Origin of the sequence: Paenibacillus sp. FSL H7-0918, assembly GCF_038007025.1 — a bacterium.
GTDB lineage: Bacteria > Bacillota > Bacilli > Paenibacillales > Paenibacillaceae > Paenibacillus_AQ > Paenibacillus_AQ odorifer.
This window is the reverse complement of the sequence record NZ_JBBOWJ010000001.1, coordinates 2,984,295-2,999,089: the sequence shown is the minus strand read 5'-3', so window position 1 is coordinate 2,999,089 and position 14,795 is coordinate 2,984,295. Positions and strand designations below refer to the sequence as shown.

At 44.1% G+C, this 14,795-nt stretch carries 13 protein-coding genes; 8 read left to right on the top strand and 5 right to left on the bottom strand.

The window, feature by feature from the left end:
* The first annotated feature begins 55 nt into the window (after positions 1–55).
* The 6 genes from MHI15_RS13520 (at position 56) to MHI15_RS13495 (ending at position 7,999) form a co-directional block, all read left to right on the top strand.
* Positions 56–1,438 carry an SMI1/KNR4 family protein gene (locus MHI15_RS13520; RefSeq protein WP_076278218.1) on the top strand — a complete coding sequence of 461 codons (1,383 nt, stop codon included), beginning with the start codon at positions 56–58 and terminating at the stop codon, positions 1,436–1,438.
* 271 nt (positions 1,439–1,709) lie between these two features.
* Positions 1,710–2,750, top strand: a complete 1,041-nt coding sequence (locus MHI15_RS13515) for a zinc-dependent alcohol dehydrogenase (protein ID WP_076124261.1) — start codon at positions 1,710–1,712, stop codon at positions 2,748–2,750.
* Positions 2,751–2,786: 36 nt separating this feature from the next.
* Complete coding sequence (locus MHI15_RS13510) at positions 2,787–4,727, top strand: alpha-amylase (RefSeq protein WP_341164486.1); 1,941 nt, start codon at positions 2,787–2,789, stop codon at positions 4,725–4,727.
* Positions 4,728–4,742: 15 nt separating this feature from the next.
* The gene (locus MHI15_RS13505) at positions 4,743–5,879 is read left to right on the top strand and encodes a sugar ABC transporter substrate-binding protein (protein ID WP_076124259.1); all 1,137 of its coding nucleotides are present in this window, start codon (positions 4,743–4,745) and stop codon (positions 5,877–5,879) included.
* A gap of 20 nt (positions 5,880–5,899) precedes the next feature.
* Positions 5,900–6,559: a RibD family protein gene (locus tag MHI15_RS13500; RefSeq protein ID WP_076191531.1), complete on the top strand. Its 660-nt coding sequence runs from the start codon at positions 5,900–5,902 to the stop codon at positions 6,557–6,559.
* A gap of 75 nt (positions 6,560–6,634) precedes the next feature.
* A complete protein-coding gene (locus MHI15_RS13495; RefSeq protein ID WP_341164485.1) occupies positions 6,635–7,999 on the top strand; it encodes an MATE family efflux transporter in 1,365 nt (454 codons plus the stop codon).
* 147 nt (positions 8,000–8,146) lie between these two features.
* Here the strand turns inward: MHI15_RS13495 and MHI15_RS13490 are convergent, their stop codons facing one another.
* Positions 8,147–8,314, bottom strand: a complete 168-nt coding sequence (locus MHI15_RS13490) for a DUF4352 domain-containing protein (protein ID WP_340011646.1) — start codon at positions 8,312–8,314, stop codon at positions 8,147–8,149.
* Positions 8,315–8,638: 324 nt separating this feature from the next.
* Entirely contained in the window at positions 8,639–10,069 is a 1,431-nt protein-coding gene (gene pdxR, locus MHI15_RS13485; protein ID WP_341164484.1) for a MocR-like pyridoxine biosynthesis transcription factor PdxR, read from the bottom strand.
* A 153-nt stretch (positions 10,070–10,222) separates the two neighbouring features.
* Here pdxR and MHI15_RS13480 point away from each other — a divergent pair, with 153 nt between their 5' ends.
* Complete coding sequence (locus tag MHI15_RS13480; RefSeq protein WP_036682364.1) at positions 10,223–10,771, top strand: pyridoxamine 5'-phosphate oxidase family protein; 549 nt, start codon at positions 10,223–10,225, stop codon at positions 10,769–10,771.
* Between the two features lie 153 nt (positions 10,772–10,924).
* Here MHI15_RS13480 and MHI15_RS13475 read toward each other — a convergent pair whose 3' ends face one another.
* From MHI15_RS13475 to MHI15_RS13465, 3 genes are all read right to left on the bottom strand, one after another.
* Entirely contained in the window at positions 10,925–11,584 is a 660-nt protein-coding gene (locus MHI15_RS13475) for a hypothetical protein (protein WP_076124251.1), read from the bottom strand.
* 135 nt (positions 11,585–11,719) lie between these two features.
* Positions 11,720–12,295: a C39 family peptidase gene (locus tag MHI15_RS13470; protein WP_076124249.1), complete on the bottom strand. Its 576-nt coding sequence runs from the start codon at positions 12,293–12,295 to the stop codon at positions 11,720–11,722.
* A gap of 267 nt (positions 12,296–12,562) precedes the next feature.
* A complete protein-coding gene (locus MHI15_RS13465) occupies positions 12,563–14,038 on the bottom strand; it encodes a DHA2 family efflux MFS transporter permease subunit (protein WP_076124247.1) in 1,476 nt (491 codons plus the stop codon).
* 166 nt (positions 14,039–14,204) lie between these two features.
* Here MHI15_RS13465 and MHI15_RS13460 point away from each other — a divergent pair, with 166 nt between their 5' ends.
* Entirely contained in the window at positions 14,205–14,759 is a 555-nt protein-coding gene (locus tag MHI15_RS13460) for a TetR/AcrR family transcriptional regulator (protein WP_076124245.1), read from the top strand.
* Positions 14,760–14,795 lie beyond the last annotated feature (36 nt).

Sequence of the window (14,795 nt, the reverse complement as noted above, 5' to 3'; positions counted from 1 at the left end):
AAACCATATTTCTCTATATTCTAGTAACTTGATTATAAGCTTGGGGAGGTAGACCATGGACAAAGAACTAATCGCACAGCTGACACAGTGGCATGAAGATGATGAACACCAGAAGATTGTAGACACTCTGATGGAGATTCCTCCAGCGGACAGAGATTACGAGATGGTCAGCAGTCTGGCAAGAGCGTATAACAATTTGGAACGTTATGAAGAAGCCCTTGAACACTTCGCGAAGATTGCGGAACAAGGGCAGAATGATTATCTGTGGCATTTTCGTGTGGGATATTCCTACTATTATTTGAATCGATATGAGGAAGCGGTGAGAGTGCTGGGTATTGCCCATGACCTCGATCCGGATGATGAGAATACGGCCATGTTTCTGAAATTCAGCCAGCGTAAGCTACGCAAAGAACAACACGCCGCAGCCAGACAGGCAATCAGAGAGCAATATAATGATTCGGGGACGACTGCAACTCCTTTTGAAGGGATGGACCTCTCCGAATTTTGGAAAGATAGTGATTATGCGCTAAAAGAATATGTTTCGGCCCCGCCTACGGATGAGCTGATTGCTTCTGTAGAAGAAGAACTGGGTTACAAGCTTCCTGCCTCTTATATCAGTCTGATGAAGCAGCACAATGGGGGAGTGCCTTATAATACCTGTTTTCCTACGGAGGATGCGACCTCATGGGCTGAGGATCATATTGCGATTACGGGCATTATGGGCATCGGACGTGAGAAAAGCTATTCACTCTGCGGCGATCTCGGCAGTCCGTTTATGATTGAGGAGTGGGGATACCCTGACATTGGCGTGGTAATTTGCGATTGCCCTTCGGCAGGTCATGATGTCGTGATGCTGGATTACCGGAATTGCGGGAAGGACGGTGAACCCGAGGTGATTCATGTGGATCAGGAAGATAATTATGAGATTACATTTCTGGCCCCAGACTTCGAGACGTTTATACGCGGCCTGGTGAGTGATGAAGAATACGACACCTCTGAAGAAGATAAAGAGGAGGATTTGCGCAAAGTAGCCGTAGGCCAATTCTCACCATTGCTTGCGAAGCTGTGCAGCCATGTGTCTGAAGTAGATCAGCTTGAGCAGAAGATCCGTAAAGTATGTACCCGAATCGTTGAAGAGAAGGGACACTTCTCCTTTCATGCGGATGAGCTTTCTACTCTGATGTATGATGTGCAGTTCTGGCTATACACAAGCTCTTATCCAAATACGAGCCGTCAACAATATCTGGATGTATATGAAGAAATGATTGCTTTTGGCGGCGAGTTCGGCCAAGGCGGGTATGCTCCCGGCTGGATCAGCGATTGGCTGGATGGCCGAATACGGGAAGGACTGATCGTTCAGGAAAACGGGGTGCTTAGCTTCACAGATCAAGCCCGCTCAGAGGTCATTGCACGGCTGGAAGCGGAAGCTGCAAAATAGGAGACGTTGATGCGGGATTTATTCCCGTGCGGAGCTCGATTGATCACGATAGTATTCAAGGGTCATCCCACAAGGGATGGCCCTTAAACTTGCCGTTTGAGACAGTGCACTCCGCATAATAAGCGAAAGAAAATTAAAGCGCTTACTCGTGAGTGTTTATTAAAAAATGTAATTATTAACATTTTTCGACAACATTCACCTTACTTTTACATGGTAGTTATGATATATTCTGGGCGAATATGGATAACAAAAAAGTGAAAGGGGAATGAGTATGGAAGCGTTGGTGTGGACATCTAATCATAAGCTGGAGCTCTGCGAATGGGAAGAGCCGCAGATTGCAGCACCGGATGAAGTCAAGATCCGGATTGAGATGACAGGTGTATGTGGAACAGATTTAGCAGTCATAACTGGGAAAGAGGAGGGGGTTCCAGGCGTCATTCGTGGTCATGAGGCAGTAGGGACTGTAATCCAAATCGGCAGCAACGTTGACCGTGTTAAGGTAGGCGACCGCGTAGTTATCGATCCGAATCAAAGCTGTGATGAATGCTATTTTTGCTTGAAGAAACAGCCGCACCTCTGTACGGGCATCGATGGAAATGGGATGCCTATTGCGGGTTTGAATCGAAATGGGACATTCACTTTTTTTTACTCAACTGCACAAACGTTTGCACACCGTCTTCCCGATCATATGAGCTGGGAGACGGGGGTTTTGATTGAGCCGCTTGCCTGTGTACTGCACAATTTCAAAGAAGCTAATGTCACAGCAGACGACAAGGTACTCATTCTTGGATCGGGTCCAATGGGACTGTTAAGCCAAATTGTGAGCAAGTCGAAATCTGCGCTCACGGTAGCGACTGAAGTTAATCCCTTTCGGCTAGCTTTTGCCAAAGAGATCTCAGATTTTGCTCTAACCCCTGCCCAATTAAATCAAGCTACCGTAGACAAAATCTGTGCGGGACATAAGTTTGATGTGATTATCGATACGGTGGGCACTCAACTCGAAATGGCGGAAAAGTGGATTGAACGTGGAGGCCGCATCGTTCCTTTTGGTATTAATGCGAAGTATCGCTACACCTTTTCCCCTACCAAATTCGTGCAGCATGCAATAAAAATTATAGCAGCAGGTGAATACCGCTACATGTTCGAGGAAGCTTTGCGGTTTGCCGCTGAAACTCCTGAAATGGAGAAACTAGTAACTAGAAAAGTTAAGCTCAGTCAGCATGAAGCAGCGATAGATGAGTTAATCGGCTATGAATTGAACTCTTTGAAGGTGGTTGGGAGTGAAACCGTAAAGACGGTTTTTGTTCCCTAAACGTAAGACTACAATCAATGAGAGGTGGCACTGTTGATGAGCAATGATAGCAAATTCAGATTAATTCAAGATTACTTGTCTACACAAAAGGCCAAAGAGGTAGAGCCAATTTGGATACCCGCAGTGTGGAATGAGTGCCAATATGAAAATGTTCTCTTAGAAAAAGAGGGTGAAATTTGTGTACACCCGTATGATTTTTTGACTGATCATTTGAATTATGTGGACAGGCTTTCGTGGAGATATCTGCTTAAGGAACGCATAAATCTGGACGATAGCGCGATCTATTCTTCGCTTATTCGCTATTCTACGGCTTGGGATTATAACCATGACGGAAAAATTGAATCGGGTACTTTTTTAAGATTCTTTATTCTTCTGCCTCTGCTAAAGAAAATGGGCATCAATATTCTGTACATGCTTCCAGTTAACCAGTACAGCAAGTTGAATCTGAAGGGGGATATTGGGTCCCCTTACGCAGTGCAATCGTTATTCCATTTGGACGAGAACCTGCACGATAGCCTATTGGATGATATGGAGGAGTTTACGATCCACGATGAGCTCAGCGCTTTGGTAGAGGCTTGTCATTTACTTGATATTAAGACTGTTGTTGATTTCATTCCCCGTGTGACGGCGAAAAACAGTGTGTTCATTACCGAGCATCCTGAATGGGTGTATTGGATCAAAATGGACGAATTAGAAGGCTTTGCGCCGCCCGCGATTCCCCAGCTTGGATTTTTTGAGGAGTGTACGCCGGACAAATTGGAGACGGTCTACCGCAGCCAGGAGACAGCAGTATTTCTGCGGAAGTTCACGCCACCGCCCAATGAACTCCATCCAATTCTTTGGCAGCACTTAAAGGAGAAAGCTGCTAAAACTGGAGATGAGCTATTAACTTTGGTGGAGCAAGAGATGGGGATAACGACTGCTCCAGCGCATTCGGATTGGATAAATGATGTGCAGCCGATTTGGACAGACATTACGTTCTTACGCCTCTACAAGGATTTCTCTCCGCAAGTGAGACATCTTATAAGTCCGGATCAGGCGCCATATGTCCTTTTTGATACGATTAAATGCAATGACTACCCGGGAGAGGAGCCGAATCTGGAGCTGTGGGATGTTCTGGAGGAGGCAGTACGGGTTAATCTCGAAAAATATGGGATTGACGGCTTCCGCATCGACATCGGACACGTGCTTCCTATTCCGTTGTTGACTCGTATTTTTGACACGATTAAAGAGATGAATCCAAATGCGATCTTAATCAGCGAAGATTTGTTCAATCGCAACCACAAGAAGGCGGCAAACACCGGCTATAACATTATGCTTGGCAGTGGGTGGAACGTCATGACACAAATTACTAAAGAGAATCTCGTTTCATTCTTAGAAGAGCTGCCTGAGTTGAATATACATGTGTTTGCCTGTGCAGAAACAGCAGATACTCCTCGGATCACCAGCCGTGGCGGTGTAGAGGTTGCTCGGATGATCGCGGTATTTAATCAATTTCTTCCGAACGCAATTCCATACGTGACGACGGGGTATGAAATGAATGAGGAGCAGCCGCTCAACTGTGGTCTTGGAGATAACACGAACGGAGAGGAGATTTCCCGAGCTTTTTTTAACGTCATGCAAATTAATTGGACCAATCCTACACCGATGCTGCCGCTGTTGGCGGAGCTAAGTGAACTCAAGAGAGATTGGCGCCACCTAGTGAAGCCGGAAAACTTTTTCGTGGCTCAATCCCCGGAAGGTATTGTTCTGTATGGGTATATGCATGGAGATGAAACGCTGCTGTGCTGCTTTAACTTGAGTGCTGCTGCTTTCTGCCAAGTTGATTTGAAGGTTGCCGTACCTGGCCGATGCCCAATGATGGTAACACTGGATAGTTCCTTAACGGGTAGCAGCGTAGGTCAGGCGTTCGATTGCTTGCTGCTTGCGCCTAATCAGGCTTTAGTGCTCGTAAACAGTCATAGACAATTTAGGTAAGGGAGAGAGGCTGCAATGGAAAAGAACAATAAGGAAGTCGTGGTATGGCATGAGTTTGATGGTCCGGGAGATACCTCGATTGAGGTGCTGGAGGGAATTTGTAAGCTGTATACTGAGCGCTTTGGGGTACAAATTACGCCACAAGTCATGAATATTACGGAGCTGACTGCGCGCCTGAACCAAATTAAGGACACCCAGCAAGGTCCACATCTGGCGATGGTTCCTGCCGACATGTCCTCCTATGTTGAGAACGGTCTTTACTCCGAAGTGCCGGGCGGGCTATTTGGCGATACGCTGACTGAGGGTGCTCTTTCAACGATGCAAATGAATGGTGTTCAGTATGGTATCCCGGTATTGCGGGGCAATCATCTGGTTGTGTATTACAACCCGTCGATTTACCCTAGTGCGCCGACGACATGGGACGTGTTCGAAGAGGCAGCAGAAAGGTTATCCGCCCAAGGTATCGTACCGATTGGAGCAGACTTACAGCAAGGCTATTGGTTTATTCCGTTCCTTACAGCTTTCGGCGGCTGGCCTGTACAGAATGGAAAGCCGAATATCGTCACCTCTGAAATGAAGCAGGCACTTCAGTTTATTAGCGACAAGATGGATCAAGGCGTGCTCGTTAGTCTCGACGGCTCGACAGGACTGCTTGAGCAGTTCATTGACGGTAAGATCGGCGCCATTATTTGTGGCGAGTGGATTTATAACCATCTAGATAAGCATATGAACAATAGGCTTGCGGTTTGCCAGCTTCCGAGCATCGAAGGGCGGCAATCGTTATCCATGTCTTCTTCTATTGGCCTGATCTACCCTAATCATTCATTAACGTCCGAGGAGCGGGAAGATATTTTATCATTCACGCGCTTTATGCTGAGTGACGAATGCCAAACGATGTGGACGCTGGGTGTACAGCGGATTCCGGCTCAGGAAGAGGTACTGAACCGTCTAGCTGCCTCTGCTGCGCCTAACAAAAAGATGATTTTATCGCTTCTAGATCACTCACGGCCGATGCCGACTTATCCCTTCATGATCCATGTATGGGAGGCGTTAAATGCGGGTCTTATCGAGCTGCCCTTGAGCAATCCTGAACAAGCATTGAACAAAATAGAACAGACTATTCAAGCCTCTTGGGGCGCATTTAAAAGCTAATTAGAGATGGGGAGAGCCAAATGAAAACAACGATATTCAGCCAAATTTCTATTGATGGAAAGCTCACTATGGGCGCTGGTAATTCGAGTAAAGAGCTTTTTTCTTTGTTTTCCAGTGAGGATATGGAATTTATTCATCTGTTCCGGGGGAAGGTGCAGGGAATTATGGTCGGCAAAAATACAATTTTGACGGACAATCCCTTCCTTACTAATCGGTATGAGGAAAATAAAAATCCAATTCGTATCATTCCGACAACTACCTTGGATATTCCGCTAGATTGCAATGTACTCTCGGACCAAGGGAAGACGATTATTGTCACGACCGAGAAAGGACGGGATGAAGAAAAAATCAAACAGATCCGGCAAAGAGGGAAGGAGTGCCTTATCTGCGGCGAGGATAAAGTAGATTTTGTGGAGCTTGAACGTCAGTTGGAGGAGAACTATGGGATTACCAGTCTGCTGGTCGAAGGCGGCGGATTCTTAAACTGGCATATTTTCAATCAGGATATCGTCGATGAGATTATTCTAATGCAGCTTCCAATCATCATAGGCGGCTCCACAAACATTACTTTAGTGGATGGAGACGGTTATCAGCAATTGAACTTTGCGAAAAAGTTCAAGGTTGTAGAAATTCAACCAAAAGATAACTACACGCTCATGCGCTACAAAAAGGTGATCTAACCTCACACTAAGTCATAGACTGCGAATGGCAATGAGTTCTGGAAAAATCGAGAATATGGGGGTTGTGAACGATACATGGCAGAGAAAGAAGATTTCTACAAAAGTGTGTATAAAATCGCTGTGCCCGTTACGCTTCAAAGCTTGCTGATGGCGTTGCTTAATTTGACGGATCAATTGATGGTTGGGCAGCTGGGAGATGTGGCAATTGCCTCGGTGGGGATGTCGACCAAAATATACGGGATCATCGCGGTTGTCTTGGCCGGTTTATCGACGGGTGTATCCATATATGCAGCCCAGTTTTGGGGAAATAAAGATTCCAAAAGCGTCTCTCAAGTACTGGGTCTCGGACTGATCATCGGCTTTGCGTTCTCGTTCCTGTTCTCTGCGGCTGTCTTTATCGACTCGCCGCTCTTTCTGAGCCTATTCACTACAGACGTGAATGTAATAGATGAGGGTTATATCTTTCTCCAGATAATGTCGATCGGTTTTGTGCCTGTCATGCTCACGATGATGTATTCCGCGATTTTACGCAGTACTGGCCATGCCAAATGGCCGATGTATGTAAGTCTAATTGCAGTTGGCTTGAATATTATACTGAATTACGTACTTATTTACGGTCATTTCGGTGCTCCTGCGCTTGGTCTGAAGGGCGCTGCCATTGCTACTCTTATCTCTAGGGTCTTCGAATGCTTGTTGATCATTGGTGCCGTGTACCGGTATCGTTTACCGGGAGCTGTCGGGTTAAAGAACTTATTCAGCGTTCCTAAACCGCTCATTCGCAAGTTTTTTGGAACGACCTATCCGCTGCTACTGACTGAATTGATTTGGGTATTGGGTGAAACGGCATATGCGGTCATTTATAGCCGTATGGGGACGATGGAAATGACTGCAATGACCATTACCTTCCCACTTCAGGGTCTTTGCATTGGTTTATTATCGGGTCTGGCTAGTGCAGCAGGGGTAATGGTTGGCAACCGTTTGGGTGCGAATGAATCTGATATCGCACTCGATCATGCGAAAAGGTTCATTCGCCTAGGCATCATTATCTCTCTGATTGTCGGGGTTATCATTGCGGCAGGCTCGAAGCTGTATGTCTCTGCGTTCAATATCTCCGAGGACGCTAAGCAAATGAGCATGTATATCGTTATCGTGTTTGCTGGATTTCTTTGGGTCAAAGTATCCAATATGATTATAGCCGGCGGTATTCTAAACAGCGGAGGAGACAGCAAGTTCGTATTCGGCATGGAGTCTACCGCAACGTGGCTGATAGGTGTCCCATCCGGGCTGTTGCTGTCATACATTTGGAAGCAACCTGTCTACCTTGTGTATCTCGTAATCTCGCTGGAGGAGGTTGTCCGCTTTGGTTTCGGCTACGCCCGGATTTACTCCCGTAAGTGGATGAGAAATTTAGTTAGCGATCTGGCTGAAAAAGCTATGTAATGTACGACCTGATTGGGTCGATGTGGAGTATTCCCCCCCTAAATTGAATATCTCTTCACTTAACAATGCAAAAGGTACTGCCTCAAGGTAGTGCCTTTTGCATTGATTTTTAAATATCCAGTTGGGTGGTTTACGATCCATATAGTATTATTTCAATTCAATCTGTCCTTGTTCGGTTCCCCAGAACCCAGTTTGGACATTCAAAAGAAAGCCAGTCATATCTTCTGGGATTTCAAATACTACATTGCCTGTTTGAGCCAATCCAGGATTGATTTCTTCATATAAAAAATAGTCTCCGGAAGTAGTAATCAACATGCCTTTTAGTAGTTTCTTGGTAAGTTTTTAATAGTATTAGAGTGCAGTGTTTGAATATTTCTCGGGAGCCGTAGATGAGAGAAAAATAGGCCGCACTCCATGAAAAGAGCGGCCTATTTCTTTTTACATTTACTTAGGTTGCTTACGTCTTCTGAGATAGGCCCAGATCATAAATACCGCTGCTAGAGCAATAATGGCGCTAATGGTAATAGACCTTGTTAGGTGATTATTATCGTCCGGATAATACGCGGAAGCAAGGGTTTCATAGATCTAAAATAGTCTATGGACTGTTCAACAAATTTTGTGAGTGCTGCGGAGATGATTTTATAGGATCAGCTCCGCAAGACGATAAATGCCCTGCTCAATCGCTGCCTCATTTACTTTTGCGAACCCTAATACCCATCCTTTTCTTTTGCTATCCAAACAATAGGGTCCAAGAGGGTACACACGTATTCCATGTTGTAGGGCTAACTTTGTCACAGCTTCTTCGTCGAATGTTTCCTCAGCTTCTAATAACATATGTAATCCAGTTTCTACTCCACTGAGCGTGAAGCGCTCCCCTAAACCGCTAGCCATAATAGCTTTTGCCATGACCTCGTGTCTTCGCCGGTACACATTTCTGACTCTTCGCATATGGCGCATAAAATGACCATTTTTAATGAAGTGGGTTAGTGTTAGCTGATCCATAATCGGAAGATGACGGTAAGTCAGCTCCTGCACCTTCGCTAGCTGAGCAATTGCCTCGACTGATCCAACAATAGCCGAAATACGAATGCCTGGTGCAATCATTTTAGAGAAACTCATGAGATACAAAGTATTATTAGATGCCTGACTAAACAGCGTTGGCAGCGGCTCCCCGCGATATCGAAATTCACTATCATAATCGTCTTCAATGATCCAAAATCGTTCTTGAACGGCCTTATGCAGCAGTTGTTGCCGGCGGGGCTCCGACATAACGACCCCTACTGCGCACTGGTGGGAAGGGGTGGCAAAGACCAGTTTGGATTGCGGGTGAATATGCTCAACCACTAGACCATACTCATCAACAGGAACGGGTACCACATTCATACGGCGGTATTTCATTGCCATCCAAGCAGCTGGGAAACCTGGATCTTCTACTGAGACAGTGTCCTCATCAGCTAAAAGTGACTGTGCGATTAAGTCAATACTATGCTGAGCTCCTGAGGTCAACAGAATCTGATTGGTTTGGACATGTATGCCCCGTTCAAGTGATAAATAACGCTGTATTTGCTCACGTAATGGTGTGTACCCGTAGCAGTTACCGTAAGCCCAGCTTGATAAATCCATTTCAGCGGATGCCTGGAGCAGCGATTGCCGCCAGTTTTTTTGGAATTGTTCGTCCAAATAGGGTTCATGGGGACTGAAATCAATATCCACTTCTAGCGGCTCTTTACCTCTGAACCAGTCATGTAATTGATCAACAGCTGAGTCTAGCAAGGAGAGTGAAGGAGGTGTGGGGCCCTCTGTTTCTATTTCCTTCGTTGATATAGCGACTTGCTTCCATGTACTAACTCGCGTCCCTCCCCGGCGGGAGGTAACTGTATAACCCCGACTTAACAATTCCTCATAGACGATCTGTATAGTTGAGCGGGAGACACCTACGATGTGCGCAAGTTCGCGGGTAGGAATCAGTAGTTCTCCTGGTGCCCAGACTCCGCTAGTAATATTATGGATCGCTTGATCAAGCAATTGCTGCCAGATCGGTCTCTTATCATTACGAATTACTTTCATCATCGTACATACCTCCAAATAGAAACTCCAATCATAAAAAGCTGATTATGGATTGCTCTAAACAGCGAATTATGGATATTTTAATGCAATCCATTCATTGATATACTACCGTAACAACGCTGGTATCCGCAATTTAAATAAAAGGAGAGATTCGATATGAATTCGGTTCGTTACAAGACCAGGGAATGCCTAGATCAAGAGAAGATTGAAAGGTTCCTTCACCAAACGAGATTAGGTTATCTGGGGTTGGTTGATGGGAACCTCCCTTATGTTGTGCCACTTAATTATGTATGGACTGAAGGGAAACTGTATATTCATGGGGCTGGAGATGGAAGACGTAATCAGGTCATGCGTGATAATCCGGAGGTATGTTTTACGGTATGTGAGGAATACGGAACTATTACAGATCCGGTACCAGCCAAAACGGATACAGCTTATATGAGCGTAATGATTTTTGGACAAGCAGAACCGATTTCAGATTTGGATGAAGCCACACACGTACTTCAGGAATTGATCAATAAATACGTACCGGGTTATTATAATCGCCCCTTGTCCAAGCAGCATGTGGAAAAGTATAGATCGGCTGTATTTGGTGGTCCGGTTCAAGTTTATCGGGTAATTCCGTATCATATCACAGCAAAAGAAAGTCCTATTGAAGCAGAAAAAATGTATAAAAGGGGCATGGGTACTGGACGAGATGTTTAGCCGCAAGATACCATTACAAATGGTGTTATGCTAACGAGGTCTTTGGCAGCCTTTATGTCCTAATCATATGGGGAGAGGGAGGCTTTTTAGAGGTACTATCTATCAAAGTAGGCCGCAATCCAATGAAGGAGGGCGGCCTACTTATTTTTACATTTATTTAGGTTGTTTACGTCTTCTGAGATAGGCCCAGAACACAAATACCGCTACTAGAGCAATAATGGCGCTAATGGTGATAGACCTTGTTAGATGATTATTATCGTCCGCATAATATGCGGAAGCAATGGTTCCCGACCCATCCTGCTCGTCATCGGAAGAATCGTTCTGCATCGTTTGTAACACATCAATTAAATGCCCGGGTGCTTGAGGCTCCGAAATATTGCTTAGTCCTTTTGTTTCTGCTGATGAGGCTTGTTGTGGGGCGATGATTAGTTCCTGATTGTCTTTCTTGAAGGCAGCTATATATTCGTCCCGCTCACGGATAAGTGTAGGCTCACTCACTTCACCCTCAGCTTCTAGTGAATGAATAGCATAGGCCAAAGTATTAGGATTTCCTCCAAACTCAGTAACTTGATAGGACCCGTTTGAATCCTTTTGAATGATCATTTTAGATTTGGGTATTCCGCCCGATAAAATAAGAAACTCCCAGTTGTCTTGGGGTGTGACCGTTTCAATCAGACTATCGGAAGCTGCCCTAAGCTTAGCGCCATCAATAAAATGAATCTGCATTCCTTGACCTACGGTAATTTCACTAATCTCTGCTTCATTGTTGTAACCATACCCTTCAGGATCTTTAGATAGCCCTTCTTTAATCAATGTTAATCCTTCTGTATTTGCAAAAGAAACAACATCTTCAGTTACGGTCTGAGCCCATACAGGTGAGAAAAAAGTCAGAAATAAAACGAATGAAGTTACAGTTAACAGCAGCGTTTTCTTAATGGGAAGCCCTCCTTAAATATATTTGTTGAAGCCATGAAGTCCCCATCTCCAGGTTCTATCGTAGCTGGAGCCACCTTTAACGTTGGTGTATAACATGGAGGTTTTTGTGCCCCCACTCGGGTTCATGTGTTGAATCCAATCATTTCCACTATATGTGTCGTACCCATAGATAACTACTGCGTGCCCGCCACCGGTAGCACTATTCCATTTCCAGCTTACATATATAGGACTGCCAACATTATCAATCTGGTTTTTTACATCGCTGTAAGATAGTGCTCCTGTATGATTCCAACTGGAGACACCATAATCATGAATGCCTTCTTGAACAGTTCCATAAGATTCACTCTCGTCTGTTGTACAGCCGGAGGTTCCCTTCACATGATCATAAAAAGAACATTGGCTTACAGAGATTCCGTAATATTGAAGTATGGTAACGCTAGTCGCAGCCCAGCACCAATTATTCTTAGCTTGTGTAGCTGTAGGGTAGCCAATTAAATTAGTCGCATATGCTTGGGAAACAAAAGAAAAAAGAAAGACTGAAACAAAGGTTCCAACAAGCATCAATCTCTTTTTTAAAGATAATTTCATGAATGGAATCAGCTCCTTATTATGGATTAATATTCCTTTTAAAAACACTATTAAAATACCATATATTAACTTATGTGTAAAGTTTAAATATTTTTCCGTTTTTATAATAGAGTCTACACATTTGATACGGAGAGGGGGATACTGATATGGATAAGAAAATATTGATGCTCGTAGGAATACGTGCTCCAATGATCCAAAGCAAGCCATTCATAACAAAAGCCACTCCGCTAAGGAATGGCTTTTCTTCATTTACTCTGCAATTACTAGTTACAACTGAGGTTCTTCCTTGCTAACTAGGTTTGCTTTCTTTTCAATCATGAGCTTGTTTTTCGTGGGCATAAATAAGGTTATAACAAATGCGGCAATGGATAAAATCATCATGAAGTAGTAGGCGTCACTTGCCCCAAGAATTGATGTAAGGGATTTAAGAATGTCAGGAGTAGTGGAGGGATTGTTCAGCATCACTGTAGTTGCATGACTTGTTGCCTGCACTGTATAAATTGTAATTACGACAGCAGTACCAATGGCCCCGGCAATTTGGCGAACGGTATTGTTCACAGCTGTACCATGAGTGCCAAGTTGTTTGGGCAACGCATTTAGTCCGGCTGTATTGAGTGGCATAGTAATGAAGCTTAATCCAATTCGCAGGCCAATGGTACGAATCATTAGATACGTATACGTAGTTGATTCAGATAAATCTGTTACCGCCCACATAGATGGAATAATAAACAATAGACCAATGATGAACAGCGGTTTCGCACCGAAACGGTCGTATAATTTACCGGTGACGGGTGACATGAACGCATTTACGAGTGCGCCCGGCAACAATAGTAGTCCTGCATCAAATGCTGTAAACCCGCGGCCATTCTGCAGATAAATAGGCAATAAGATCATATCTGCGTACATCATCATCGTGATTAATACGTTAATAAGAGACGTCATCGTAAACACTTTATTTTTGAAGACCGACAGGTTTAGCAGCGGATCATCCGATTTGATTTGTCGAAGACAGAATACGGCTGTTACCACGACCCCAATCCCTAAGGTCAGGATCACGATTACATCATCCCAGCCTTTACTGCCTGCACTACTGAAGCCGTATAAAATTAAGCCAAATCCGACGGTTGATAAAAGCACACTTATGACATCAAGCTTCGACTTAGACGTCTCAGATACATTCACTAAATACTTGAGTGCCAACGCTATAACAATGAGGACAAGTGGAATAAGCCCGATAAATAACCAGCGCCAAGAGTGGTATTCGACAACAAATCCCGCCAGCGTTGGCCCAATAGCAGGAGCGAATATCATCGCCAGTCCAAGCAGTCCCATAGCGCTGCCACGTTTTTCAACGGGGAAGATCGCCAGCACAACACTCATCATGAGCGGCATTATAATGCCAGCACCGGCAGCTTGGATCATTCGTCCGATTAAGAGTAGACTAAAGCTCGGCGCTGCTGCACAAATTATAGAACCGATTAATAAAAATGACATGGCACTTATAAATAATTGCCGTGTTGTAAAACGTTTCATTAAATAGGCCGTAATCGGAATCAAAATCCCGTTGATCAACATAAATCCTGTTGAAATCCATTGTACGGTTGTTGCCGTGACATCAAATACATCCATCAGACTACTTAAGGCGACATTTAAAAGCGTCTGATTGAGTGTGGATAAGAAACAACCAAAGATTAAGATGGTTAGTAAGATCCCTTTATTTATTTTCTTAATGTCTTCTTGCATGTTGCAGTCCTCTCTTCATTGCTTTTTCGACATAGTGTCAATAAAATAAATCATATCAGGATTTAAATAGTATTCCTATTTGCAATTTTATTGAAAATGTCGACTAATCGACAGAATAGGCAAATTAGTTGATGAAAGGCCATTTAAACGATAATAGAGGGATGAAATGACTGAACATAAAAGAGTTGACCCACGAGCTATTCGCTCAAAAAAGATGCTTAAGAACGCCGTTTTTTCATTATTGGCCGACAATGTGGAGATTTCCCAATTGACCGTCCAAAAAATCGCCAACCGCGCGGAACTAAATCGCGCAACGTTTTATTTGCATTATGAGGATATTAACGATTTATTGCGCCAGATCGTACATGAAATCTTCGATGACCTGTCCATGAAGGTTGAACCGCTATTACAAATGAAGAGCAACAACGAACAGGAGCAGCTGGTCACCTTTTTAAATTATTTTTTTGAATACCGGAAAGTTTTTGCTGTATTGATTGAGCATAAAGGCTTCAAAAAACACTTGACCAACCTGTTAAAAAGTACTGTCGAAAAACGAAGAAACGCGAGGAACATTGACCTTACTAAGGAGGTAGTCTCCGTTGATATTATTGCAGCCTCACTACTGGGGATTATTATGTGGTGGATTAAGGATGGCAACCAATATAGCGCTGAATACATAGCGGGGCAAATTACCTTGATGTATAAAAGAAGGTATTTATAAGGGCTTTTATGATATATTCAAGTAAAGTTTGAGTCC

Coding starts and splice junctions, on each gene's coding strand:
- MHI15_RS13520 (WP_076278218.1), top strand. CDS start 56: ATGGACAAAGAACTAATCGCACAGCTGACACAGTGGCATGAAGATGAT.
- MHI15_RS13515 (WP_076124261.1), top strand. CDS start 1,710: ATGGAAGCGTTGGTGTGGACATCTAATCATAAGCTGGAGCTCTGCGAA.
- MHI15_RS13510 (WP_341164486.1), top strand. CDS start 2,787: ATGAGCAATGATAGCAAATTCAGATTAATTCAAGATTACTTGTCTACA.
- MHI15_RS13505 (WP_076124259.1), top strand. CDS start 4,743: ATGGAAAAGAACAATAAGGAAGTCGTGGTATGGCATGAGTTTGATGGT.
- MHI15_RS13500 (WP_076191531.1), top strand. CDS start 5,900: ATGAAAACAACGATATTCAGCCAAATTTCTATTGATGGAAAGCTCACT.
- MHI15_RS13495 (WP_341164485.1), top strand. CDS start 6,635: ATGGCAGAGAAAGAAGATTTCTACAAAAGTGTGTATAAAATCGCTGTG.
- MHI15_RS13490 (WP_340011646.1), bottom strand. CDS start 8,314: ATGTTGATTACTACTTCCGGAGACTATTTTTTATATGAAGAAATCAAT.
- pdxR (WP_341164484.1), bottom strand. CDS start 10,069: ATGATGAAAGTAATTCGTAATGATAAGAGACCGATCTGGCAGCAATTG.
- MHI15_RS13480 (WP_036682364.1), top strand. CDS start 10,223: ATGAATTCGGTTCGTTACAAGACCAGGGAATGCCTAGATCAAGAGAAG.
- MHI15_RS13470 (WP_076124249.1), bottom strand. CDS start 12,295: ATGAAATTATCTTTAAAAAAGAGATTGATGCTTGTTGGAACCTTTGTT.
- MHI15_RS13465 (WP_076124247.1), bottom strand. CDS start 14,038: ATGCAAGAAGACATTAAGAAAATAAATAAAGGGATCTTACTAACCATC.
- MHI15_RS13460 (WP_076124245.1), top strand. CDS start 14,205: ATGACTGAACATAAAAGAGTTGACCCACGAGCTATTCGCTCAAAAAAG.